The sequence below is a fragment of the Marinobacter sp. R17 genome, from assembly GCF_003789045.1.
Taxonomy (GTDB): domain Bacteria; phylum Pseudomonadota; class Gammaproteobacteria; order Pseudomonadales; family Oleiphilaceae; genus Marinobacter_A; species Marinobacter_A mangrovi.
In genome coordinates, this window is the sequence record NZ_RHGZ01000001.1 from 121,564 (window position 1) to 144,684 (window position 23,121).

At 60.2% G+C, this 23,121-nt stretch carries 16 protein-coding genes; 5 read left to right on the plus strand and 11 right to left on the minus strand.

The window, feature by feature from the left end:
* Positions 1 to 124: 124 nt before the first annotated feature.
* Positions 125 to 1,357 carry a phosphoserine phosphatase SerB gene (gene serB, locus EB809_RS00575; protein WP_123632626.1) on the minus strand — a complete coding sequence of 411 codons (1,233 nt, stop codon included), beginning with the start codon at positions 1,355 to 1,357 and terminating at the stop codon, positions 125 to 127.
* Positions 1,350 to 3,641, minus strand: a complete 2,292-nt coding sequence (gene parC, locus EB809_RS00580) for a DNA topoisomerase IV subunit A (protein WP_123632627.1) — start codon at positions 3,639 to 3,641, stop codon at positions 1,350 to 1,352. Before parC ends, serB begins: the two co-directional genes overlap by 8 nt.
* Before the next feature lie 445 nt (positions 3,642 to 4,086).
* On the opposite strand from parC, the gene EB809_RS00585 reads away from it, so the two are divergent.
* Positions 4,087 to 4,332: a hypothetical protein gene (locus EB809_RS00585; RefSeq protein ID WP_223807753.1), complete on the plus strand. Its 246-nt coding sequence runs from the start codon at positions 4,087 to 4,089 to the stop codon at positions 4,330 to 4,332.
* A gap of 95 nt (positions 4,333 to 4,427) precedes the next feature.
* Entirely contained in the window at positions 4,428 to 6,065 is a 1,638-nt protein-coding gene (locus tag EB809_RS00590; protein ID WP_123632628.1) for a methyl-accepting chemotaxis protein, read from the plus strand.
* Positions 6,066 to 6,315: 250 nt separating this feature from the next.
* Here EB809_RS00590 and EB809_RS00595 read toward each other — a convergent pair whose 3' ends face one another.
* Positions 6,316 to 6,909 (minus strand): YceI family protein, encoded by a 594-nt coding sequence (locus tag EB809_RS00595; protein ID WP_263316959.1) that lies wholly within the window; start codon positions 6,907 to 6,909, stop codon positions 6,316 to 6,318.
* A gap of 56 nt (positions 6,910 to 6,965) precedes the next feature.
* The gene (locus tag EB809_RS00600) at positions 6,966 to 7,535 is read right to left on the minus strand and encodes a cytochrome b (RefSeq protein ID WP_190294791.1); all 570 of its coding nucleotides are present in this window, start codon (positions 7,533 to 7,535) and stop codon (positions 6,966 to 6,968) included.
* Between the two features lie 655 nt (positions 7,536 to 8,190).
* Between EB809_RS00600 and EB809_RS00605 the strand changes: the two genes are divergently transcribed.
* Positions 8,191 to 9,459: an EAL domain-containing protein gene (locus EB809_RS00605; RefSeq protein ID WP_123632629.1), complete on the plus strand. Its 1,269-nt coding sequence runs from the start codon at positions 8,191 to 8,193 to the stop codon at positions 9,457 to 9,459.
* Positions 9,460 to 9,762: 303 nt separating this feature from the next.
* Here the strand turns inward: EB809_RS00605 and parE are convergent, their stop codons facing one another.
* The 7 genes from parE to EB809_RS00640 form a co-directional block, all read right to left on the minus strand.
* Positions 9,763 to 11,658 carry a DNA topoisomerase IV subunit B gene (gene parE / locus EB809_RS00610; RefSeq protein ID WP_123632630.1) on the minus strand — a complete coding sequence of 632 codons (1,896 nt, stop codon included), beginning with the start codon at positions 11,656 to 11,658 and terminating at the stop codon, positions 9,763 to 9,765.
* A gap of 153 nt (positions 11,659 to 11,811) precedes the next feature.
* Entirely contained in the window at positions 11,812 to 12,291 is a 480-nt protein-coding gene (locus EB809_RS00615; RefSeq protein WP_123632631.1) for a protease complex subunit PrcB family protein, read from the minus strand.
* On the minus strand, positions 12,288 to 14,981 hold the full coding sequence (locus EB809_RS00620) for a S8 family serine peptidase (protein ID WP_123632632.1): 2,694 nt from the start codon (positions 14,979 to 14,981) through the stop codon (positions 12,288 to 12,290). The genes EB809_RS00615 and EB809_RS00620 overlap by 4 nt, the downstream gene beginning before the upstream one ends.
* 176 nt (positions 14,982 to 15,157) lie before the next feature.
* On the minus strand, positions 15,158 to 17,206 hold the full coding sequence (locus EB809_RS00625; RefSeq protein ID WP_123632633.1) for a TRAP transporter large permease subunit: 2,049 nt from the start codon (positions 17,204 to 17,206) through the stop codon (positions 15,158 to 15,160).
* Between the two features lie 17 nt (positions 17,207 to 17,223).
* On the minus strand, positions 17,224 to 18,237 hold the full coding sequence (locus EB809_RS00630; RefSeq protein ID WP_123632634.1) for a putative solute-binding protein: 1,014 nt from the start codon (positions 18,235 to 18,237) through the stop codon (positions 17,224 to 17,226).
* Positions 18,238 to 18,351: 114 nt separating this feature from the next.
* On the minus strand, positions 18,352 to 19,413 hold the full coding sequence (locus tag EB809_RS00635) for a hypothetical protein (protein ID WP_123632635.1): 1,062 nt from the start codon (positions 19,411 to 19,413) through the stop codon (positions 18,352 to 18,354).
* Positions 19,414 to 19,637: 224 nt separating this feature from the next.
* Complete coding sequence (locus EB809_RS00640) at positions 19,638 to 20,255, minus strand: TetR/AcrR family transcriptional regulator (protein ID WP_123632636.1); 618 nt, start codon at positions 20,253 to 20,255, stop codon at positions 19,638 to 19,640.
* A 191-nt stretch (positions 20,256 to 20,446) separates the two neighbouring features.
* On the opposite strand from EB809_RS00640, the gene EB809_RS00645 reads away from it, so the two are divergent.
* The gene (locus tag EB809_RS00645; RefSeq protein ID WP_123632637.1) at positions 20,447 to 22,252 is read left to right on the plus strand and encodes an acyclic terpene utilization AtuA family protein; all 1,806 of its coding nucleotides are present in this window, start codon (positions 20,447 to 20,449) and stop codon (positions 22,250 to 22,252) included.
* A complete protein-coding gene (locus EB809_RS00650) occupies positions 22,249 to 23,115 on the plus strand; it encodes an SDR family oxidoreductase (RefSeq protein ID WP_123632638.1) in 867 nt (288 codons plus the stop codon). The genes EB809_RS00645 and EB809_RS00650 overlap by 4 nt, the downstream gene beginning before the upstream one ends.
* Positions 23,116 to 23,121 lie beyond the last annotated feature (6 nt).

Consider the following 23,121-nt stretch of genomic DNA (forward strand, 5'->3'; position numbering starts at 1 on the left):
TTGACCGCAATAGCGGGCCAGGGATGGCCCTCTAGGGCGGCGGAAGCGATGGTATTCATTGGCTTCAGCCACCATCACTCGCCGCCGTTCCCCATCTCATTCGATCGTAAGATCAGACAGAACTCTAGGACTGTGTCGCCTTAACCGTATGGGCCGCATCACTCTCGCGGAACCCAATCAGGTACAAAATGGCATCCAGCCCCAGGGTCGAAATGGAGTGGCGTGCCGATTCCTTGACCAGCGGCTTCGCGCGGAACGCCACACCCAGCCCCGCCTGACTCAGCATCGGCAGATCGTTTGCACCGTCACCCACCGCGATGACCTGCTCCGGGGACACACCTTCCCGCGCCGCAATTTCGAGCAGTAACTCGGCCTTGCGCTGACCGTCGACGATACGCCCGGACACCGCTCCGGTGACCTTGCCATCCTCGATCGCCAGCTCGTTGGCGTGCACGAAATCAATCCCCAGTCGCTCCTGCAGATAGCGGGCAAAGTAGGTAAAGCCACCGGACAGGATCGCGGTACGATAGCCCAGTGCCTTCAGGGTGCGAATCAAGTGCTCGGCGCCTTCGGTCATTTTCAAACGCCCGGCAATCGACTGCAGGACCGCCTCATCCAGCCCCTTCAGCAGGGCCAGACGCTCGGCAAAACTCTCGCTGAAGTCCAGCTCGCCCTGCATGGCTCTCTCGGTAATCTCCGCCACCTGATCGCCCACGCCCGCCTCCCGGGCCAGCTCATCAATGACTTCCGCCTCGATCAGCGTGGAGTCCATATCGAACACCACGAGGCGGCGATTGCGCCGGAAGATGGAATCTTCCTGGAAAGCAATGTCCACATTCAGGTCACCGGCGATTTTGAGGAAATCCGTGCGCAGCGTTTCCAGATCGTCCGGAGTGCCCCGTACGGAAAACTCGATGCAGGCAATGCGGTTGTCCGCCGGATTCAGCGACGGGCGGGCAGACAGCCGGGTGATGTTGTCGATGTTCAGGCCGTGACGTGCGGTAATCTCCGACACCCGGGCAATGTGCTCGGCTTTGATGTCACGCGCCAGCAACGTCACGATGTAACAGGCCCGGTTACGGCCGGCGGCCCACTGCTGGTACTCCGCCTCCGTGATCGGCGCGAAGTGCACCTGGAGATCCAGGGCATGCAGGCGAAACATCACATCCCGGATCACGTGCGGCGCGTTCGATTCATCCGGGATTTCCGCCAGGATGCCCCAGGTCAGATGGTCGTGGATCACCGCCTGGCCGATGTCCAGGATGCGCACATCATAGCGCCCCATGATCCCGGTAATTTCCGAGGTGAGGCCAGGCTTATCGCGCCCGGACACGTTGATCAGAACCAGCTCACTCACTCTCGTCGGCTCCCTCTTCCGGTTGCACCGGTGTGGCGGCAACGATCTCCAGGGAGTCGACACGCTGCAGCCCCCGGGGCAACTTATGTCCACGCCGGCCACGTTCGCCGATGTAGTGCTCCAGATCACTGAACTGGAGCGTCATCTTGCGCTTGCCGGCCTGAATCTGCAGCTGGTCGGCTGCACTGAACACGCCGATTGCCACCACGAATTCCTCCCGGTTCTGGACCCGGGCTGATGGAATACTGATGATCTTGTTGCCTTTACCTTTCGCCAGTTCCGGCAATTCTTCCAGCGGGAACACCAGCATTCGACCTTCATTGGTGATGGCCGCCACATGCTGATCGTCGCCTTTGGGCACGGTCACCGGCGCCATGATGCGCGCCCCTTTGGGAACGCTGACCACCGCCTTGCCGTTTCGGTTCTTGCTGATCATGTTCTCCAGGTTGGTGACGAAGCCGTAGCCGCCATCGGTGACCAGGAGCACCCGCTGGCTCTGCTCGCCCATCAGCACCCCGGCAAAGCCGGCTCCGGACGGCGGATTGATCCGACCGGTCAGCGGCTCACCCTGTCCACGCGCAGACGGCAGCGAGTGCGCCATCAGGGCATAGGCCCGGCCAGTGGAATCCAGGAAAATGGCCTGCTGGTTGTTACGCCCCCGGGCGGACAGGGCAAAGCGGTCACCGGCCTTGTAGCTGAGGCCTTCCGGATCGATATCGTGGCCTTTGGCCGCTCGCACCCAACCCTTCTCGGACAGAACCACAGTCACCGGGTCGTTGGAGACCAAGTCCACTTCACTGAAGGCACGCGCCTCTTCCCGTTCGACAATCGGCGAGCGGCGCTCGTCCCCGAAGGTCTCGGCATCGGCTTCCAGCTCGGACTTGATCAGGTCCCGCAGCCTGGACTCAGAGCCCAGAATGGATTGCAGGTGGTCGCGCTCTTCGGACAGCTCGGCCTGCTCGCCCTTGATCTTCATTTCCTCAAGCTTGGCCAGGTGGCGCAATTTCAGCTCGAGGATGGCTTCGGCCTGATCAGCGCTCAGGTTAAAGCGGCGAATCAGTTCGTCCTTGGGCTTGTCCTCGTAGCGAATGATCTCGATCACTTCGTCGATATTGAGGAAGGCAACCAGCAAACCCTCGAGGATATGCAGGCGCGAGAGCACCTTGTCGAGGCGGAACTGCAGTCGACGGCGAACGGTGGTGGTGCGGTAGCTGAGCCACTCGGTCAGCATGGTCCGCAGATCCTTGACCTGGGGGCGGCCATCGATGCCAATGACGTTCAGGTTCACCCGGTAGGTCTTCTCCAGATCCGTGCTGGCGAACAGGTGGGTCATCAGACCGTCCATATCCACCCGATTGGAGCGGGGCACGATCACCAGTCGTGTCGGGTTTTCGTGATCCGACTCGTCCCGCAGGTCCGCCACCATCGGCAGTTTCTTGCCCTGCATCTGCTGGGCGATCTGCTCCAGCACCCGGGCTCCAGACACCTGATGCGGCAGTTCGGTCACCACGATCTCACCATTTTCCTGCGACCATTTGGCACGCATACGCAGGGAGCCGCGGCCAGTCTCGTACATCTGGCGCAGGTCCTTGCGCGGCGTAATGATTTCAGCGCGGGTCGGGAAATCGGGGCCCTTGATGTGTTCACACAGCTGTTCGACCGTCGTTTCCGGCGCATCAAGCAGACGAATACAGGCCGACGTCACTTCACGGACGTTGTGCGGCGGAATATCGGTCGCCATCCCCACCGCGATGCCGGTGGTGCCGTTCAGCAAGACGTGGGGCAAACGGGCTGGCAGACTCGAGGGCTCGTCCATGGTGCCGTCGAAGTTCGGCACCCAGTCGACCGTGCCCTGCCCCAACTCACTGAGCAGGACTTCCGAGAACGGCGCCAGCCTGGATTCGGTATAACGCATCGCGGCAAAGGACTTGGGATCATCCGGCGAGCCCCAGTTGCCCTGCCCGTCGATCAACGGGTAGCGGTATGAGAACGGCTGGGCCATGAGCACCATGGCTTCGTAACAGGCGCTGTCGCCATGAGGGTGGAATTTACCCAGCACATCCCCCACGGTACGGGCCGATTTCTTGTACTTGGCGGTCGCCTTGAGTCCCAGTTCGCTCATGGCGTAGATGATGCGCCGCTGTACCGGCTTCAGACCGTCGCCCACGTGGGGCAGCGCGCGATCCAGAATGACGTACATGGAGTAATCGAGATACGCCTTCTCCGTATAGTCACGCAGCGATACGCGCTCAAAGCCTTCGTCGGTCGTCTGAAATTCAGCCATAGTGGCCCCTTCTCCTGGACAAAGTTCGGTCGGGTACAGCTGCCCCGATCACACAGCAAGCGGCCATTATAGAAAGGCCGTCGCAAACACACCAACCCTAAGGCGCATCCGTTGAAATCAAGCGTTCAAAAACGCCCCAAGAACGCCCATATTGTTCAAAACGCATACAGATTATCCGCAATACGCCCTTCCAAGCCGGATGTGGGGGATCGCGCCACAGACGGCGTAATCACTGGCTTTAGCACGCTTTTCCAGGTGAAAACCCAAAGATGGAATAGCGGAATCCACGAATGGAGCCCCCCGTGGCTGCTCTTTATTCTCGATTTTGTGATGTCGCCGGATGGACACATCCAGCGTGCGGAGATCACACCAACGGTGCGATCTCCCCCGACTACATCAGGCGCAGCGGACGCGTCGTCTACAGATAAGGTATTTCGTTGTCCCTATGCAGACACAAACGCTGAAACTGTCTTTTAAAGCCTGTGGCCGCGCCATCGCCGCTGCGACCATCAACGCCGGACTGGCCCTGGTTTTGATGCTGCTCGTCGAATTTGCCATCAGCGGTGGGCTGCACCTGGCCAACGCCTACCTTTATGCCGGCCTGCTGATCTGGATCGTGGTCTTCAGCGGACAGATGTTCCGCCAGTATCGTCTCTGCCAATGTGAGCGGGCGGAGCACCACCAGTCCTGATCCGGTACGCCGGATCACTTTATCTACACCTTACTTTTTCTTCCCTGCTATTCTGACATAAGCCTGCTACCTGTTGATGTCGGGGGAGAATAACAATGAATGTCATCCGCAAGCTGGGTCTCAAGACCAAGATTGTGCTGCCTTTTGCACTCACCGCGCTGGCTATCATCGCGCTGGGTATCGTCAACCTGATTACGACCCAGGGTCTGATCAGCGACACCGATCGCGTTTCCCACAATTACGTACCCGCAGTGAGCGCCGCCCTCAACGCGGATCGCGACCTTTACCAAGCCTATACCGCGCAACAGAACATGATCCTGGCAGCCCAGGGGGGAGAAGACACCGCTGGCTTTCAGGCCGACTTCGATGAGAACGCCAAACAGGCCATCGACCGTATGGAGACGGTCCGAACCCTGTTGGCAGAAGACGGCGTGGATCAGGAGTTGAATGGCTTCGAAGGCGCCTACCAGACATGGAAAGCCGCCGCCGACAAGGTGAATACCATGGTTGGCAACGGCAATGTCGAAGAGGCGCGACAAGCCATCGGCGAAACAGTCCTGCCGCTGTTTTCCTCGCTGCGTGAATATTATGACGTGGCCGGTGCATTCGCCGACAAGAATGCCCTTGCAACCTCTGAAGATGCCGCCGCGGCTGGCCATCAGAGCATGACCACCACCGTTGTGGTTACCATCATCGTGCTGGCTATCAGCGGCCTGATATTCTTTGTTGCCACGCGACTGATCATCCAGTCCATCAACGAACTGCGCACCCGCCTGGATGATATTGCCGAAGGCGAAGGTGACCTGAGCAGCCGCGTTCCCGTGGAATCCAATGACGACCTTGGGCGCCTGGCCACAAGCTTCAATGCCGTGATCGGCAACCTTCAAAGTATGGTGCGGGAAATCAAGGACCTGTCGACGGAGCTCAAGGACGGCGCCGAAAAACTCGACCGCGCCGCCGCGGATAACCGGGAGGGCATCAGCCAACAAACTGACGCCATCACCCAGGTCGCCACGGCCATCAACCAGATGCAAAGCGCAATCGAGGAAGTGGCCGCCAATGCCGGCACCGCCGCCGATGTGACCAGCAGCGCCCAGGCCAATACCGAATCGGGCGCCCGCATCATTCACAACGCCTCGGAAGAAGTGAACCGACTCTCCGATCAGATCGAGAAGGCGGTGGGCGTGATCCGGAAGCTGTCGGAAGATTCCAGCAACATCACCTCCGTACTGGACGTCATTCGCGGCATTGCCGAACAGACCAACCTGCTGGCTCTGAACGCGGCCATCGAGGCCGCCCGGGCCGGCGAGCAGGGCCGCGGCTTTGCTGTGGTGGCGGACGAAGTCCGCACCCTGGCCCAGCGCACACAGGAATCCACATCGGACATCCAGTCGATGATCACCACCCTGCAGACCGGGGTCTCCGATATCGTTTCGGTCATGGAAACCGGTAACGAGCAGGCGGAACAGACGGTCAAACTCTCCGGCGAAGCCGAACGGGAGCTGACGGAAATCCTGAACGCCATGAACAGCATCAGCGACGTCAACGCCAGCGTGGCATCAGCGACCGAGGAACAGACTCAGGTGGTAGACGAGATCAACAGAAGCATTACCCGGATCAACGATCTTGCCCAGAACAGCGACGCCCGTTCCGTCGAGATCGACCAGATCAGCCAACTGCTGGCTGGACATGCGCAGACGCTGACCACTCAGGTTGGCCGCTATCGGGTGTAGGAGAGGTTGGTCAGTCCTGGTACCCCAGGGGCTCAGGACTGACCCTGATACCCTGGACTCTCAGGCCGACAGACCAGAGGCGTTCGCAACTACCAGTGCCAGCAGCACCAGCGTCATACTCAAGGTCACGAAGCGAAGGGATCGGTTGCGCCTGACGCGCTCCATAAAACAGTCCTGAAAACGAAAAACACCGCCATAGTAAACTAGGCGGTGTTTTGTCATCTACCCCATTTTTACGGGATCACTCGGCTTACTGACGCACGCCTTCGACGGTGATGATCATCTCCACCGTTTCGGATTGCGGCCCCAGATCCATGGGAATGCCAAAGTCCTTCAGGCGCAGGTCCGTTTCGGCCTCGAAGCCCATGCGGTAGCCTCCCCAGGGATCCTTGCCATGGCCAACCATGTCCGCATCCAGTGTGATTTCCTTGGTGACACCGCGCAGGGTCAGATCCCCGACAATCTCGGCCTCGTTCTTGTCATCGTCATCGAAGATGACCTTCTTACTCTTGAAGGTAGCCTGCGGAAACTCATCCACTGCCAGGAAATCATCGCTGCGCAGATGCTTGTCACGTTCGGCATGATTTGAATCGACACTGCCCGTATCGATCGTCACCTGAACCGAGTTCTTTGACGGGTCCTCGGCGTTATAGGTGAACTGGCCATCGAACTCATTGAAGCGGCCATAAATATAGCTGTAGCCCAGGTGCGAAATCTTGAACATGATGAATTGATGGTCGCCCTTGGTATCGAACGCGTAAGTGCCGTCCCCGTCTGCCGCCTGGGCACAGCTTGCCAGCACCGCCATGGATACCGCGGATGAGATAGCCAGTTTCCTCAACATCATTGCTCTCCTTAATGGTTTAGGCCCCATCAGGGCCTTACTGGTTTACATCGAATCTAGTGTCCCGGGCGCCCTTTCAATCCAACCATGCGGCGCAACGTCTCATCTTTATCCACCACATGGTGCTTGATGGCGCCAATGGCGTGAATCACGGCCAGCACAACCAGTGCCCAGACCGCCCAGTAGTGAACATCACCGGCAATGCTCTCCATCCCCTTTTGCTGACCGGTCACCGAGGGCACGGTGAACCAGTTGAAGACTTCAACGCCGGAACCGTCCGCCGTCGGAATCAAATAACCGGAAATCAGCACGACAAACAACAACAGGTACATGCCCAGGTGGGTCAGGTGGGCGCCGGCTTTCTCCCAGGTCTTGTGGGAAGGCAGCGCATCAGGAGGAGGAGACGCCAGGCGCCAGACAACCCGGAACAGCATCACCAGCAACACCAGGATGCCAATGCTCTCGTGAATATGGGGAGCTTCGTTGTACCAGGCGTCATAGTAGGTCAGATCCACCATGTACAGGCCCAGACCAAAAAGCCCGAACACCGCAATGGCGACCAGCCAGTGAATCAGGATCATGACCCAGCCGAATTGCTGCCGGGTATTCATCGTTTGAAGCGCCATATGGATTCAGCCTCCGCTGCCCTTCGTGATTTATCGGATCACGATGTTTGTCCCACCAATAGGTCCATCTTAGAAAGGCAACGGCCAGCGGCCAATCAAAATGTTTTGTTGGCTTCGTTCAAAAATACTGATGGATGCAAGCAATTCTGATGTGGTGAAGGGCCGAAAAACGCCTTAAACGGCGACTTCTGGCGACACGCCACCTTGGTCGAATACGGGTTTTACTGATTGTTGCCTATGCTTATTAACATCATAGTTAATGAACATCGTCTGATTCCGCCGAGCGGAATTAAGCCCAGCAGCGACACAGGAGCTACAACAATGGAAGTCGAATTCGACGAAGACGTTGTTATCCCGAGCAACAACTGATCCCGTATTCCAGCATAGCCGGCAGGATGGATTGCCAGTCCGGCCGTGTACCGGTGATGCCGCCTTCCACGGCGGCCACCCTCTCTTCTCCCCGGCGAACGCCGTCTGGTTTTTAACCATTTTGCGTTTCCCACTGGCTTCCTTTTGTAATCTTTGGCATTCTGCTCGCAACTGAACAAACGGTCATTCTTACCGTTCAGCGAACGCCCGTTGCGAAAAATGAAATAACTCGATCGGTTCAGCCGACAATGCACGGGTCAGCTTTAACGCGCGCGCAGTAGTCTCGATGTCAAAAAGCGTTGTCAATCAAAGCAGCGAACCCGAGCTGGATCTCCTCACTCCCATGCTCGATCACGCCGATGCGGGCTGGACGGCCAGTTTCCAGGGCCTCAAGCTACGCACAGCGCTGCAACCGATCTTCAGTATTTCCCACAAGCGCATCATCGGCTACGAAGCCCTGATTCGTGCGTTCGATACTGACAACGCCAGCGTGCTGCCACTGCACTTGTTCCAGCTCCCGACCAGCGACCCCGAAGACGTCCTGCTGGACCGGCTCTGCCGCTACCTGCACGTCCAGAATTTCGCCACACTTGATGACGATGTGAACTGGCTGTTCCTGAACGTGTCGCCTCGAGTCGTTGCCACGGGCAAGCGGCACGATTCCTTTTTCGGACAACTGCTGTCCCGCATTGGCTTCCCCTCCCACCGCATCGTGGTGGAAATCGTGGAACAACCCACGGACGATGCTGACCAGCTCCGCGATACGGTGAATTACTACAAACAGCTGGGCTGTTTGACCGCCATCGACGATTTTGGCGCAGGCCATTCCAACTTCGAGCGTATCTGGAACCTGGCGCCGGATATCGTCAAACTCGACCGCCAGATCCTGACCCGGGCCACCAATGACAAGCGCGCCCGCCAGATCCTCAACGGTATAGTATCCCTGCTCCACCAATCCGGTTGCCTGGTGCTTCTGGAAGGCGTGGAAACCCGGGAGCAGGCAATGATCGCCATCGACGGCGGCGTGGATTTCGTACAGGGATTCTATTTTCGACGCCCGGGTCTCGAGCTGGCTGACGTTACTCGCACGGCGTCCGACCTGGATGCCCTGCTGAATGACTACAAGAAGAACAGCGAAACAGAACTCGACCCGACCTACGAACTCAGCCGCTACTTCCGGGATCGTTTCCAGCAAGCCACCGAATCGATTCGCGCCGGGATCACATTTGCCAGCGCCTGCCGACCACTGACCCGGCACCATACCGTGTCCCGCTGCTACCTGATCGACGACAAGGGCGTGCAGACGGAAGACACCCTGCGCTCGGACAACATGATCGAGTGCTTTGACCCGCGTTTCCGCCCGCTGGAAAACACCCACAACGCCGACTGGTTCCGCCAGCATTACCTCAGACAGGCCCTGAACCAGCCCAATCGCCTTCAGGTCACCCGCCCCTACCTCTCCGTCACCGGCGCCTATATGTGCGTCACCCTGTCCCAGGCCTTCCAGCACGATGGCACAACCAAGGTGCTGTGCTGCGATATTATTTCGCGGTAGTTGATTCGAGTTGAAGGGATATCCAGGGTAGGACGTCATGGGCACCTTCGGCGCAGCCCACAGGGGTGCCCTTTCGATGCACAAAACCTGTAGGTTGGGCTGACACAGGAAGCCCAACAAGCCGGGTTCACGACCAAACTCATCCAGTGGTGGCCAAGCAGGTTTTTGAGGTCCAATGCATCCCGCATGTCCTCGATAACGGGAACGTCCGGTGTTACCTGTTGTTGGGCTTCCTGCGTCAGCCCAACCTACGCCAACGCTTCAAGCGTCGGGACACCCTGAATACACCCCCTTCAGAGAGGATCAGACCGGAACGTCCGCCATATTCCCGTAGGCTTCTAGCCAGGAACGGCGATCGGACGCCCGTTTCTTGCCCAACAGCATGTCCATGCGCTCGTCGGTGCCGTCGTTGTCATCCAGTGTCAGCATCACCAGCCGACGGGTATCCGGCGCCATGGTGGTCTCGCGCAGCTGGAGCGGATTCATCTCACCCAGACCCTTGAAGCGGGTGACCGAAATCTTGCCCCGACGTTTTTCCGCTTCGATCCGGTCCAGAATACCCTGCTTCTCGTGTTCGTCCAGGGCATAGAAGGTTTCCTTGCCCAGGTCGACCCGATAGAGCGGCGGCATGGCCACAAACACGTGGCCAGCGGCGACCAGCGGACGGAAGTGTTTGACGAACAGCGCGCACAGCAACGTGGCAATGTGCAGACCGTCAGAGTCCGCGTCCGCCAGGATGCAGATTTTGTCGTAACGCAGCCCTTCGAGGCGATCCGAACCGGGGTCTACGCCGATCGCCACAGCAATATCGTGGACCTCCTGGGACGCCAGGATCTCACCAGAGTCCACCTCCCAGGTGTTCAGGATCTTGCCCCGCAGCGGCATGACGGCCTGGAATTCCCGGTCACGGGCCTGCTTGGCAGAACCGCCCGCCGAGTCCCCTTCCACCAGGAACAGCTCGGACCGATTGGCATCCGCACCGGAACAGTCCGCCAGCTTGCCCGGCAATGCCGGCCCCTGGGTAACCTTCTTGCGCGCCACCTTGCGACTGGCCTTGAGACGCCGCTGGGCATTGCTGATAAACAACTCCGCCAGGGCTTCGGCGATGTCGGTGTGCTGGTTCAGCCAGAGACTGAACGCATCCTTGACCACGCCGGAGATAAACGCCGCGGCTTCGCGGGAAGACAAGCGTTCCTTGGTCTGGCCGGAAAACTGCGGCTCCTGCATCTTGAACGACAGCACGTAGGCGCAGCGATCCCAGATATCCTCCGGTGACAGGCGCACGCCTCGCGGCAGCAGGCTGCGAAACTCACAAAATTCACGCATGGCTTCCAGCAACCCGGTACGCAGACCGTTAACGTGCGTTCCGCCCTGAGCCGTGGGAATCAGGTTGACGTAGCTTTCCATGACCGCTTCGCCGTCTTCCGGTAACCACTGGACAGCCCAGTCCACTTCCTCGCTGTTGCCGGTCATCCGGCCGGTGAACGGCTCGGTGGGCAGTAACTCGATATCCGCCAGCGCGGAACGCAGGTAGTCACGCAACCCGTCCTCGTAGAACCACTCGTCCTTCTCGCCCGTCGACTCCTGCAGGAAAGTGACGGTCAGACCGGGACACAGCACGGCTTTGGCGCGCAGGTTATGACGCAGTCGGCTGACGGAAAATTTCGGGCTGTCGAAGTAACTGACGTCGGGCGTGAACAACAGGCGGGTACCGGTGTTCCGCTTGCCAACGGTATCGACCACGCTCAGATCACTGGTCTTCTCGCCGTCGGCAAAGGTCATGCGATGCAGCTGACCGTCCCGCTTGATAGAGACTTCCAGGTGCTTGGACAGGGCGTTGACGACCGAAACCCCCACCCCGTGCAGACCGCCGGAGAAGTTGTAGTTGCCCTTGGAGAACTTGCCGCCGGCGTGCAGGCGCGTGAGGATCAGCTCGACACCGGGAACCCCGTGCTCTTTATGGACATCCACCGGCATGCCCCGGCCATCGTCTTCGACGCTCAGCGAGCCGTCCGAATAAAGGACCACATCGATTCGCTTGGCAAACCCGGCCAGGGCCTCATCCACGCTGTTATCGATGACTTCCTGAGCCAGATGGTTGGGACGCGAGGTGTCGGTGTACATCCCCGGCCGCTTTCGGACCGGATCCAGACCACTGAGGACTTCAATCGCGTCGGCGTTGTAATCTTTCTGGCTCATAGGGTGTCTGTTGCTCTCACTCAACGACTGTCAGGACGATCAGCGAATGCGCCAGGCGTCGGACAATGCCCGGACATTCGCGAAATACCGCCCATAGCTTAGGGATTCAGGGGCAAAGATCAACGGTTCTTTTGTTGTCGACACAGGAATCGGTCAGGGATGTTGACGGGTTACAGGAAAGGGCTCGGCGCCCTCGACGGTCACCGTATCCCACCCGCCAGCGGGCAGCACCATGACCAGGCACGGCGTTGTCAATGCCTGTGTCACCATCGCATCGGCTGCAGGTTGCCTCACAGCCACCTCAATCGACAGATTCCGATCGGTCCGAGATGCCGACTTAAAGTCGATGCGGTGGCCTCCGGTGGGCTTTTGCCCCAAATTCGCGACCAGAAGCCACTGACCGGCTTCTTCCGGCCACGGCGGTAACGATCCTCCTGATGCCGATGACAATTGCGCCCACTGCGACCGATCCGTCGCCAGAACCAGCCCCGGAGCGGTGAATCCACAGTATTGAGATGACATCAGAACTCCAACTTCCTGGCTGGCATCGACGTCGGAATCCGCCATCGCCGCGCATCCGGCCAGGCCAGACAGACCAAGCACTAAAATCGCTGACGCCTTCAAGCCATTCATGGACGCCCATCCTCACGGAGCGAACGCTCCGAGACTGTCGGCTGGCGACTGTAACCGCCCGGCGGCACGTCGGAAAGAGACGCACCGGCTGCCGATGAACGCGCAAAGCTGGTCGTCAGGCTGATGCCGGAAATAGGCTCGTCACCTTTGGTGATCGGCTGAGGCAATCCATTGGTCGGATATTCCGCACAGGCTTCGCCGGACTGACAGATGAAACCATCGTTATCCATATCCGTGCCCGCCACCAGGAAGTACTCGCCCTGGGGTACGTCATCAAAGGCAAAGGTATATTGGCCATTCTGAGCCACCATGGACGCCTGCGCTACCGTCTCACGCTTGTCGTCGGGCGTCACGAGCAGGACGAAATGCCGGCCCGCATTGCGCAACGCCGGTTCATCACCCAGTTGCACGTTGACCGGAATGAGCAGCGTTTTGGCATTGCTGTCGGCATCCACATAGTCAATTGAAATTTCAGCCTGCTTGGCCGCGTTTTCGTCGGTAATCGTGGCGGTCAGGGTCCGCTTGTCACCGCTGCGGGACGCGATACTGACATCGAGCCAGGACGGGGCCGTGCCCGAGGTGATCGAGGGCAGCACGGTATCGGTATCCTGAGACGGCACCACCGCAAGATCCACCTGCTGCGAGGTGACGGAACCACTGAACTGGAGCGCCGCAGGCGATGCTGTCACGAAGGAACTGATGCTGCCGTTGGCAGCATTATCCACAGCCTTCAGAGCATTGATCAGCCCGGCACCGTACTCCTCCGAGTTCCCCAGCGGATCGGTCAGGTCGCCATTTTGCAGCCGCGCCAGAATGTCGCGCTGCCTCAATCCCGAGTTCTGCTGACGCATCAATGCCAGCACCCCGGAAACATGGGGTGCTGCCATGGAGGTCCCCTGGATGCCGGCATAAGCGGGCGTGAATACGCCACCGGAATCCGACCCCCAGGTACTGATAATCACATCGCCCTGCCCGTCGTTGTTACCGTCCCGGGACGCGTCGCCGCCCGGCGCCACCAGATCAAGCCAGGTACCGAAACTGGAATAGCTGGCCCTTTGGCGTCCAGCGTCCACGGCGCCCACAGCAATCATATTGGGGAAGGCAGCCGGATAAACAGGCTCACTCGTTCCCTGATTGCCCGCCGCTGCAACAACGATTATGTCACTGTCGATCGCTCGCTGGATGGCTGCCTTCAATTGGTCGCTGTTGGCATCGGAACCCAGACTGAGGTTGATGACGTCCGGCCGGCTGGCTGTGTCCAACGCCGTCATGGCATCAATGGCCGCAATAATATCGCTCAGCGATCCCACACCATCCCGCCCCAGCACGCGAATGGGCATAACGGTTGCCATAGGTGCCACACCGATGCCGCCAAGGTTGTTATCCAGCGCCGCCACAATACCGGCCACGTGGGTGCCGTGAAATGCCGTGGCGTCAGAACGGCCGTTGCCCGGGTTCGCCGGGTTGTAGTCCCGACCCGGAACGCCATCGATATCGATATCCCCAGTCACGAAATCGGAATACCCGGTACCGGGCAGGGCCACGTTGGTGCCGTTTGCGTTTCCATCATCGATATCGGGGTGCCAGTCCGACGGCGTCGACGGCGAAGAACTGAACAGCCCGGTATCGAGCACCGCGACTCGAACATTCTGCCCCGGGTTTCCCACCGCCTGCCATGCATTTGGAAGATTGATCAGCGGGTAATTCCATTGCTGAGAATACAGCGGGTTGGTATCAGGGCTGATAGCCATCGCGTGGTAATGATAATTGGGCTCGGCGGCTACGACGCCCGGGGTAGAACGCAGACTCCTTATCCACTCTAGGGTCTGGGTCCGAATCGACGATTCGGTCGACGCGGATTGGGCGGATTGAGCATCACGTCTGACCAGCCAGACCCCGCCTCCGACCGAACGGGCAGACGTTGAGGCCGGTAAAACACTGGCCAGGGCACTGACCTGGGCCGGCGCCGCCATCGTGATGACCGCTTCATCCGGCGTAAATTCTGAAGTGGGATAAGTGAAGCGGGGAGACGCCACAGCTGCTGATGCCGAGGAAACGCTCACCACATAGCGAAACGGCCCGCCCGCCACCGCATCGATATTCAGGTCATAAATCTGCCGGGAGGCACCGGCGTTGGGCGAAACGCTGGCAGCTGTCGTAGGCGTCAATGGAACCTGGCGGATTTTGCTGCCGTTCAGCGATAGCGTGACGGTGGCAGTGGGTGTCGCAGCAAAACCACTGTTTTCCGGCGCAAAGCTCTGGACATACACACTCTGGCCTTCTTCAAGGGAAAGCCGGTAATGGTCATTGCGATCGGTATAGTAAGAGAAATTCTGAGAATAGCTCCCGGCCCCCGTGCTGAGGTAGCCCCCGAGCAGGGATGGACTGGGAAGGTCCTGAGGAGCGCCGGTATTGTCATCCGCCTCACGAAACAGAAAATCGGCTGCTGTATCACTGTCCGAACGGGTCCGCGCCTCAATCTGGATGACACCGCTGATATCAGCCTGGGGCACGGCGGGCTGCCCATCGTCACTGCTACTGCCGCCGCCACCGCCGCAAGCCGTCAGTATGAGGGTGGATGTCAACACCGCAGCGACACGGCCTCGCCAACGGCCATAGCATCCAGTCCATACCTCCTTTTCCCGCCAAACGACCAGGCGCTTATTTCGGTTACCGTCGAACTGCCGCAAAAATCATCCCTCCTGCCGTCCACCCGGATCATCTCAGGTGCCGCTATACCTCAGTACGACCCAAGCATAACAGCCGATGCCTGAAATACGCTGACTGCCCCAAAAATTTCACAGTCGCTGACACAAAAAAGCCGCCGTCCCTCCCGAGTCGGCGGCTCCCGTGCGGAGTATTGGTCTTAGCTGTAGAAGAACATCGGCACGAAGGCGACGATCAGCAACGTGGTGCCCATCACGGCCAGCGGCAGCAGCAGGCGCTCGTAACGGTGCCAGAAACTGCCGGTGCGTTCGGCGGCCAACACTTCGGTTTCCCCGACCACCTGTCGCGTTAGCAGGTGGTTCAACGCCACCGGCGGACTCAGATAGCCGAGCTCAAAGGCCACCAGACAGACCAGCCAGAAGTGCAGCGGGTCGATGCCCAGATTGAAGGCCGCCTGGGCAATGGTCGCCGACACCAGGATGACGGCCCCAAACGGATCCATGATCATGCCGATAAAGGTCAGCATCACCACGATCACCGCCATGACCAGCCAGGGGTTGGTCAGGCTTTCCGGGAAGATGGCGTGAACCACGTCGGAGCGTTCCAGAATCCCCCCAAGGCACACCGAGAACCCCATCAGCGCCAGCAGCGCGCCGATATGGACAGCTGAGTCGCTGGCCGCCGCGGTGCTGCGACTGAAGAAGGCCACGCAGCGGGACTCCTGATCGTCCCGGTTGTCCTTGCCAGAATCCAGCCACACCAGCGCCAGCATCACCAGCGGCAGGATCAGCGGCGCGCTGTACTCGTTGAACGTCAGCCCCAGCAGGAACCAGATCAGCCCAATCACCACAACCGCCGTAACGGCGTAAGGAACCAGTGGCATCAACCGGCGACCGGCTTCGGCGAACGCGCCCGCCTGCGGACGAGGCCGCCAGTTACCCTGGGTCTTGCACACCACGAAGCTGAAGATGCTGGCTGACATCAGGAAGATCCAGAAGCCCCAGCCGTACATTTCGTCGGTGGTCACTTCCTTGTTGAGTGCGGCCACCACAACGATCAGCAGGCAGGGGTTGAGCACGACGCCCATGCTGCCGGACATGGCCGTGGTCGCCAGTGACAGCTGCCGACCCGCGCCGGATTTACGCAGCTCGTCGTAGATCACACCGCCCACAGCCAGGATGAAAATACCCGAGGCACCGGTGAAGGCCGTCGGGAAGGCCGTCGCGAAGATCATCAGCGACGCCAGGGCCGGTGCCGGCAGGTGGAACGGCTGGATCACATTCAACAGGAGATCCGGCAGTCGGGTCTGTTTGAGGATCATCCCCACCAGCACATACAGGCCGATGTTGATGAACATGGACGCCAGGTTGGTCAGCTGTCCGAAGTAGATCGCCAGCCCGGAACTGTAGCCGTCCACGAAGAAGAAGTAGGCCATGGCGATCACGCCCATCTGGCAATACAGCGGAATCACCAGGAAAGACGACGGCGTCAGCCCGCCGGCCCGCACCCGTTCGGGCACGTTCACCAGCCGGTACAGGTTGATCGCCATGAAGATGCCGAACACCACAGCCCACGCATATTGCAATTCGAGCAGCGTATCCGACGACGGCGACATCCCCAGCCGCTCGGCGTAGGACAGCAGCGAGTAGCCCATCAGCCCGTTGACGAATAGTTGCGTGGTCTGGGACAGACGCCACTCCGCCCGGTTGCGCGGCAGTCGCAGGGCAATGTGATCGGTATCGAACGCCGCAATCAGGGCCGCCATGGCAAACAGGCCCAGGAAGAGGAACTTGGTCAGGTCGATGTTATCCAGCAACCAGTGCGCCATGCCCTGCTCGACCGTCTTGAAGACCGTCAGCGCTGTAGTGACATGCGCCTGGTTGGCCGCGAACATCGCGTGCTTCTTCTGACACAGCTCCAGGTTCTTGCGGAAACTCTCGCGCAGCTTGTCCGGATCGGGTGGCGAGGAGAACAACTCATCCGGGTCGGGTTTATAGGCCTGCATCCGTTTCTGGACCGCCGACTCGACGTCCATATCGACGTCGCAGCTGGGCTCGGTCGCCCACGGGTCCAGCAGGTAATAGTTGGGCCAGGTCTGTTCGCCAATCCACAGCATCCGCGAATGCAGCGAACTGCCCATGCCCAGCAGCAGGGTAAACACCAACAGGGCCAGCAGAATGACCCCGTGCAGTCGATGCACGGGGTACAGGGTGGTCACCCGGCTGGCCGAAAGCGCGCGCCAGTTCATAATGCGTTACCTGCCCCTTATTCGCGGTTGGCCGCGGTGCATTCCGAAGCGCCCGGGTTGCTGGCGCAGCGCACTTTGCTCAGCAGGTGCAGCATCTTGGGATCGTAAACGTCCGGCGCTCCGTTCTTGCCGTCCCGCATCTCGAGCCGGTTCTCGCGGAACATTTCCTGGTAACCCTGGACGTCCTCGTCGGAAATGTGGATCCACTGGTCATCCGGGATGCCTTCTTCGCTCTTCTTCACCAGGGCCATGGCCTGCGGGTACATGTGCCAGGCCACTTCGCGGGAGGTCTGGGCCTCTTCGTCGGTCAGCAGGTCATCCTTGGCAATCATCTGCACAGTCAGCTGGGCCAGGGGATAGTCCACGATGCCGCCCTTGTCGCCCACACCCTTGTAGAGTTCCAGCGCTTTGTAGGCAAAGGCCGGGGCATAGGCGGTGTCCACGGAGCCGTTGTTGAACTTGCCGGCGAAGTTGGTGATGTCGGACGGCACCACGGTCGCCTTGACGAAGTTCACCATGTGGATGGCGTCCTTTTGGTAATCCAGCGTGGCCATGCGCTTGCCCGCCAGTTCGCCGGCGGTATCAATGGAACGATCGTCGACGAACAGGTAGCCCGCACCGGCCGGCGCAATCCCCAGGACCTCGTAATCGCCCTGCTTCATGAACTTGGCCGCCTTGGGCTGGGCCAGCGTGGCCAAAACGGTCTTGAGGTTGTCGTAGGTCGGAATGGCGCCCACCGCACTGATAGTACCGGTAAAGCGATTGAACCGACGGGTGCGCAGGTCCGTGGCCGCCAGGATGTCGCACTGGCCGGACTGGAAGTCGCCCAGAGCCACCCCTTCATCGGTATAAGGCTTGAGTTGGATGTCGATGCCATGCCCTTTCATATCCAGGGCATAGTCTTTCATCAGGTTGTACACATCGCCGTTCGCGCCGATGACGTCGAACACGCACATGCTGGCTGACTTCGCCTGAGCCATCGGTGCAACGGCCAGGGCCATGAGCATTGCTGCGGTGGTTTTGCGGAACATCTTGGAACCTCCCAAGTGACTTCTTGTGATTGTTAATCGGTCTGTGGTCCGGGATGGCCGGCCGGGACAACCTGTTCCCCTCTCCGGCCGATGCCATCCGCTGTCTGTCTTGTTTTAGAGAAGATCGTCCAGATCCATGGTTTCGGTGTCGCTGGTGCTTTCCGGACTCAGGCGACCGAAGTAGGTCCGCGGCGTGCGGTAACCGTACTTGCGGGTCCATTGCTTGTCGGACGTATGCAGGATGACGCTGCGTCCGACTTCGTCCACCAGCTTGTAGTCGTCATTGACCTTGAAGTTTTTCTGCGATGCAGCGAAACGAGCGATGACATCCTTGATCACGTCCTGACGCCCGGCGGTTTCAGCCGCGACGGCTTCCAGCGCCATGGAGGCCCGGAACCCGGCCTGGACACCCAGCTCGGAGCTGTTCTTGAGCAGCCGCCAGGGGTCCGGGGACATCACCGGACGCGTATCCGGCAGCAGCAGCCAGACGTTGGCACGGATCGCATTGGGAATACCGCCCCACTTTTCGTTGTCCAGGCACTGTGCGGCGCGCTCGGCCTGCGGCGCGATGTCCTTGGGCACACCGGCAGCGCCGCCGGAATTGGTGTCGTTGATGATCGACTGCAGGCCGGTCAGCAGCCCCAGCAGGAACGTCAGCTCGTCCTGGTCCTCATAGAGGAAGGGGCACTCTGCATCCGGATCGGCAGGATCGTATTCGTAGGCGCGCATGGCGCGATGGAAGGCTTCCAGACGGCGCTTGGCGGTGATGGCGTGCCAGCGTTTGGCGGCGTTGCGCGCATCCTTGGCCTCAGCCACGTCGTCGGAAAACATGGCCCGCTCGTAGCGGAGTTCTTCTTCCCAGGCCTGCTCTTCGGAGCAGTTGGCCGCCAGCAATTGAAGTAACGAACCGGTGGTGTCGGGCTTGTCCGTCACCCGGGAGAAGGAATAGACCAGTGGGTCCAGCGACTGCCCGAGGTTGCAGGCCATGTCCGCGTCGGACATCTGCAGCACATACGGGGTGGCCTCAGACTCGGCATAACCGGTAATCACCGAGCCGGTGGTCTGGTAGACCGGGTTGTAACCACAGCCACTGAGAAGGGCGATGACACCGAACGTGAGTAGGAATCGGCGATAGATGCCTGCCGTCCACAGGCGAGGGATGATGGAAGAGTACATTGCAGATCCTTTCTCTGATTATTGTTGTGCAGCAGAAGACTTCAGACCTGTCTGGCTCCTGTTCCAGACCAAACACCGCCTGTTACGTCTAAAACTGAGAGAAGGATGCGACCTGGGTCGCATTTAGTGAATGACCGGATTGCCGCCTATTTTGGCCGATCAGGCCAATCCGGATAACGACACGCCCCCATCGAACACACACCAAGCCGCTGAAAAATAAAGCCTTAGTGCTCACCCAGACCAAGCATGGCCATCACTTCATCGGTCATGTCATCCAGGTTTCTCGGGCCATCCGGTCGATACCAGGTCACCGTCCAGCTCAATGCGCCCGTCAACATTCGCCGGGTCAGGAAGGGATCCGCCGACATCTTGCCTGCCGACTTCAATTCACCCAGCACCTCCAGCCACATGGCTTCGTAGACATCCCGCAGTTTCAGGATGTCTCGCTGGGCATCGCCGGACAGCGAGCGCCATTCGAAGACGAGCACGGCCATGGCCTCGCCGGTCTGCCCGTTGATGGACTCCAACTCACTGCGGATCAGCGCCCACATGCGTTCAACCGGTGTGCTGGCCTGACGCAGGGCATGACGCATCAGCTCGGTGTTGAGGACGATCGTCTCCTCCATCACCGCCTTGAGGATGTCTTCCTTGGAACGGAAATGATGGAACAGGCTGCCGGACTGGATGCCGATGGCAGCGGCGAGATCACGGACCGTCGTCCGCTCGTAGCCTTTCTCCCGGAACAGCCGCGCCGCTGCGCGCAGCAGTCGCCCCCGGGCGCCGGTCGGGTCGGAAATACGACTTTCCTCAACCAGCTCGGCCAGGATGGATTGTGGTGTCAAAGCTTACTTCCTATGGTCTTTGAACGGTCGATGTCTTTGAAGTGCGGTCCGCGCCGCCCAAGCGGCCCAGTATACGCATGAAGGCAGTTTACCCTGAAGCATCACATTTACAAACCAAGCGCTTGCTTGGTATTGTTTTTGGACGCATCATAACAACCGACCCACAACCGCTTCTTCGGAAAGGACACCACATGACATCGCCCTCCCGAACCCTGCGCATCGGCTGCTCCGCGGCCTTCTGGGGTGACACCGAAACTGCTGCGCGCCAGCTGGTCGAGAAAGGCAACCTGGATTACCTGGTTTCCGATTACCTGGCTGAAATCACGATGTCCATCATGGCCGGTCAGCGCATGAATGACCCGAAAGCCGGCTACGCCCGGGACTTCGTGCAGACGGTGATGGGCCCGCTTTTGAAAGACATTAAAGATCAGGGCATTCGGGTGATCAGCAATGCCGGTGGCGTGAATCCCGAATCCTGCCGGGATGCCCTCCAGGTCCTGTGCGAGGAACAGGGCGTTGATCTGAAAATCGCACTGGTGCTGGGTGACAACCTGCTGCCGCAAAAGAAGCAGCTCGACGAACAGGGCATCCGCGAAATGACCACCGGCGACCCGATGCCACCGATGATGGTCAGCATGAACGCCTACCTGGGCGCTCCCGGCATCGTCGCCGCACTGGAAGCCGGTGCCGACATCGTCATCACCGGTCGCGTGACCGACAGTGCCCTGGTCCTGGCGCCCCTGGTGCACGAATTCGGCTGGGCGTGGGACGACTACAACAAGCTGGCCCAGGGCAGCCTGGCCGGTCATCTGATCGAGTGCGGCGCGCAGGCGACGGGTGGCAACTTTACCGACTGGGAGACCGTGGCGGATGGATACGCGGATATGGGCTTCCCCATCGTTGAAGTGGAAGCCAGCGGCGACTTCGCGATCACCAAGCCGGAAGACACCGGCGGTCGGGTCAGCGTCGGCACCGTCGCCGAGCAGCTCCTCTACGAAATCGGCGACCCCCGCGCCTATCTGCTGCCGGACGTGGCCTGCGATTTTACCCGGGTTCACCTGGAAGACCTTGGCCAGGACCGCGTTGCCGTATCCGGCGCCACCGGTCGCGCGCCGACCGACCGCTACAAGGTGTCCGGCACGTGGCCCGATGGCCATAAATGCACGGTGACCTTCCTGATCGGCGGCATCGACGCCCCGAAAAAAGCGCAAAGCGTCGCCGATGCCATTCTCGAAAAGACCGGCCGACTGTTCGAGGACCGCGGCCTGCCGCCCTATTCCGAAACCAGCGTCGAACTGCTGGGCACGGAGGCCACCTACGGCCCACACAGCCGGGCCGGTCAATCCCGGGAAGTCGTGGTGAAAATCAGCGCGGCCCACCCCAAGAAGGAAGCGCTGGTGCTGTTCTCGCGGGAAATCGCCCAGGCCGCTACGGGTATGGCGCCGGGCCTGACCGGCATTGTTGGCGGACGCCCCACGGTGTGGCCCAAGATCCGGCTGTTCTCCTGCCTGGTGCCGAAGGATCAGGTCGAGGTCAGCGTGGAAGTGGCCGGCGAGCAAACGCCCGTGGCCATCGAAACCGGCGGTGCGGCCCGCATTGAGAATGGCGAGGACGCCACGACTTTCCCGGCGATCGGTGACACGGACACCACTGTCCCGCTGATCGAACTGGCCTGGGCTCGCAGTGGCGACAAGGGCGACCACAGCAACATTGGCGTGATCGCCCGTCATCCGGATTACGTGCCCTATCTCGCCGCGGCCCTGACGGAAAACGCCGTTGCCAAGTGGATGGGCCACACTCTGAATCCACAGAGCGGACGCGTAACACGCTGGGCCCTGCCCGGCCTCAATGCGTTTAACTTTTTGCTGGAACACAGCCTCGGTGGCGGCGGTGTTGCCAGCCTGCGCATCGACCCCCAGGGCAAGGCGTTTGCCCAGCAACTACTGGACATGCCGATTCCCGTCTCCCAAGCCGTGCTGAAAGGAACCCGATCATGATTTATCAATCCGTGCTCCGCCCCGGCCTGTTTGAAGGCCAAACCATTATCGTGACCGGCGGCGGTTCCGGCATCGGCCGCTGCACGGCCCACGAACTGGCCTCCCTGGGGGCCCACGTCGCACTGGTCGGGCGCAAGCCGGAAAAGCTGGACACCGTCCGGGGCGAGATTATCGAGGACGGCGGCAGTGCCTCCGCCCATCCCTGTGATATCCGGGACGAAGAGATCGTTGCCGCCACCATTAAACAGATCCTGGCCGAGCATGGCCCGGTCAAGGGCCTGGTCAACAACGCCGGAGGGCAGTTTCCCGCCCCCCTGGTCGGCATCAACCAGAAGGGCTGGGAAACGGTGGTGCGCACCAACCTGACCGGCGGTTTCCTGATGGCCCGGGAGCTGTACAACCAGTCCCTGAGCAAGACCGGCGGCGCCATCGTCAATATCGTGGCGGACATGTGGGGCGGCATGCCCGGCATGGGGCACTCCGGCGCGGCCCGCGCGGGCATGGTCAACTTCACCCAGACGGCCGCCATCGAATGGGGCGCAACGGGCGTGCGGGTCAACGCCGTGGCGCCGGGCTGGATCGCCTCCAGCGGCATGGACACCTATCCCGAGCAAATGAAGGCCTGGATCCGCGGCCTCGCCGATGCCGTACCGGGCAAGCGTATTGGCACGGAGTCGGAAGTGAGCGCCGCGATCTGCTTCCTGCTGAGCCCGGGCGCGGCCTTTATCAGTGGCGACACCCTGCGCATCGACGGCGGGGCGTCCCAGGGCACCCGTGTGTGGCCGTTGCCCAAGGCGAAGAACGTGGAGGTCTTCAACGGCTTCCATCGCGCCGTCAAACCCAAGATTTTCAGTGAAGACTGAGGGAGC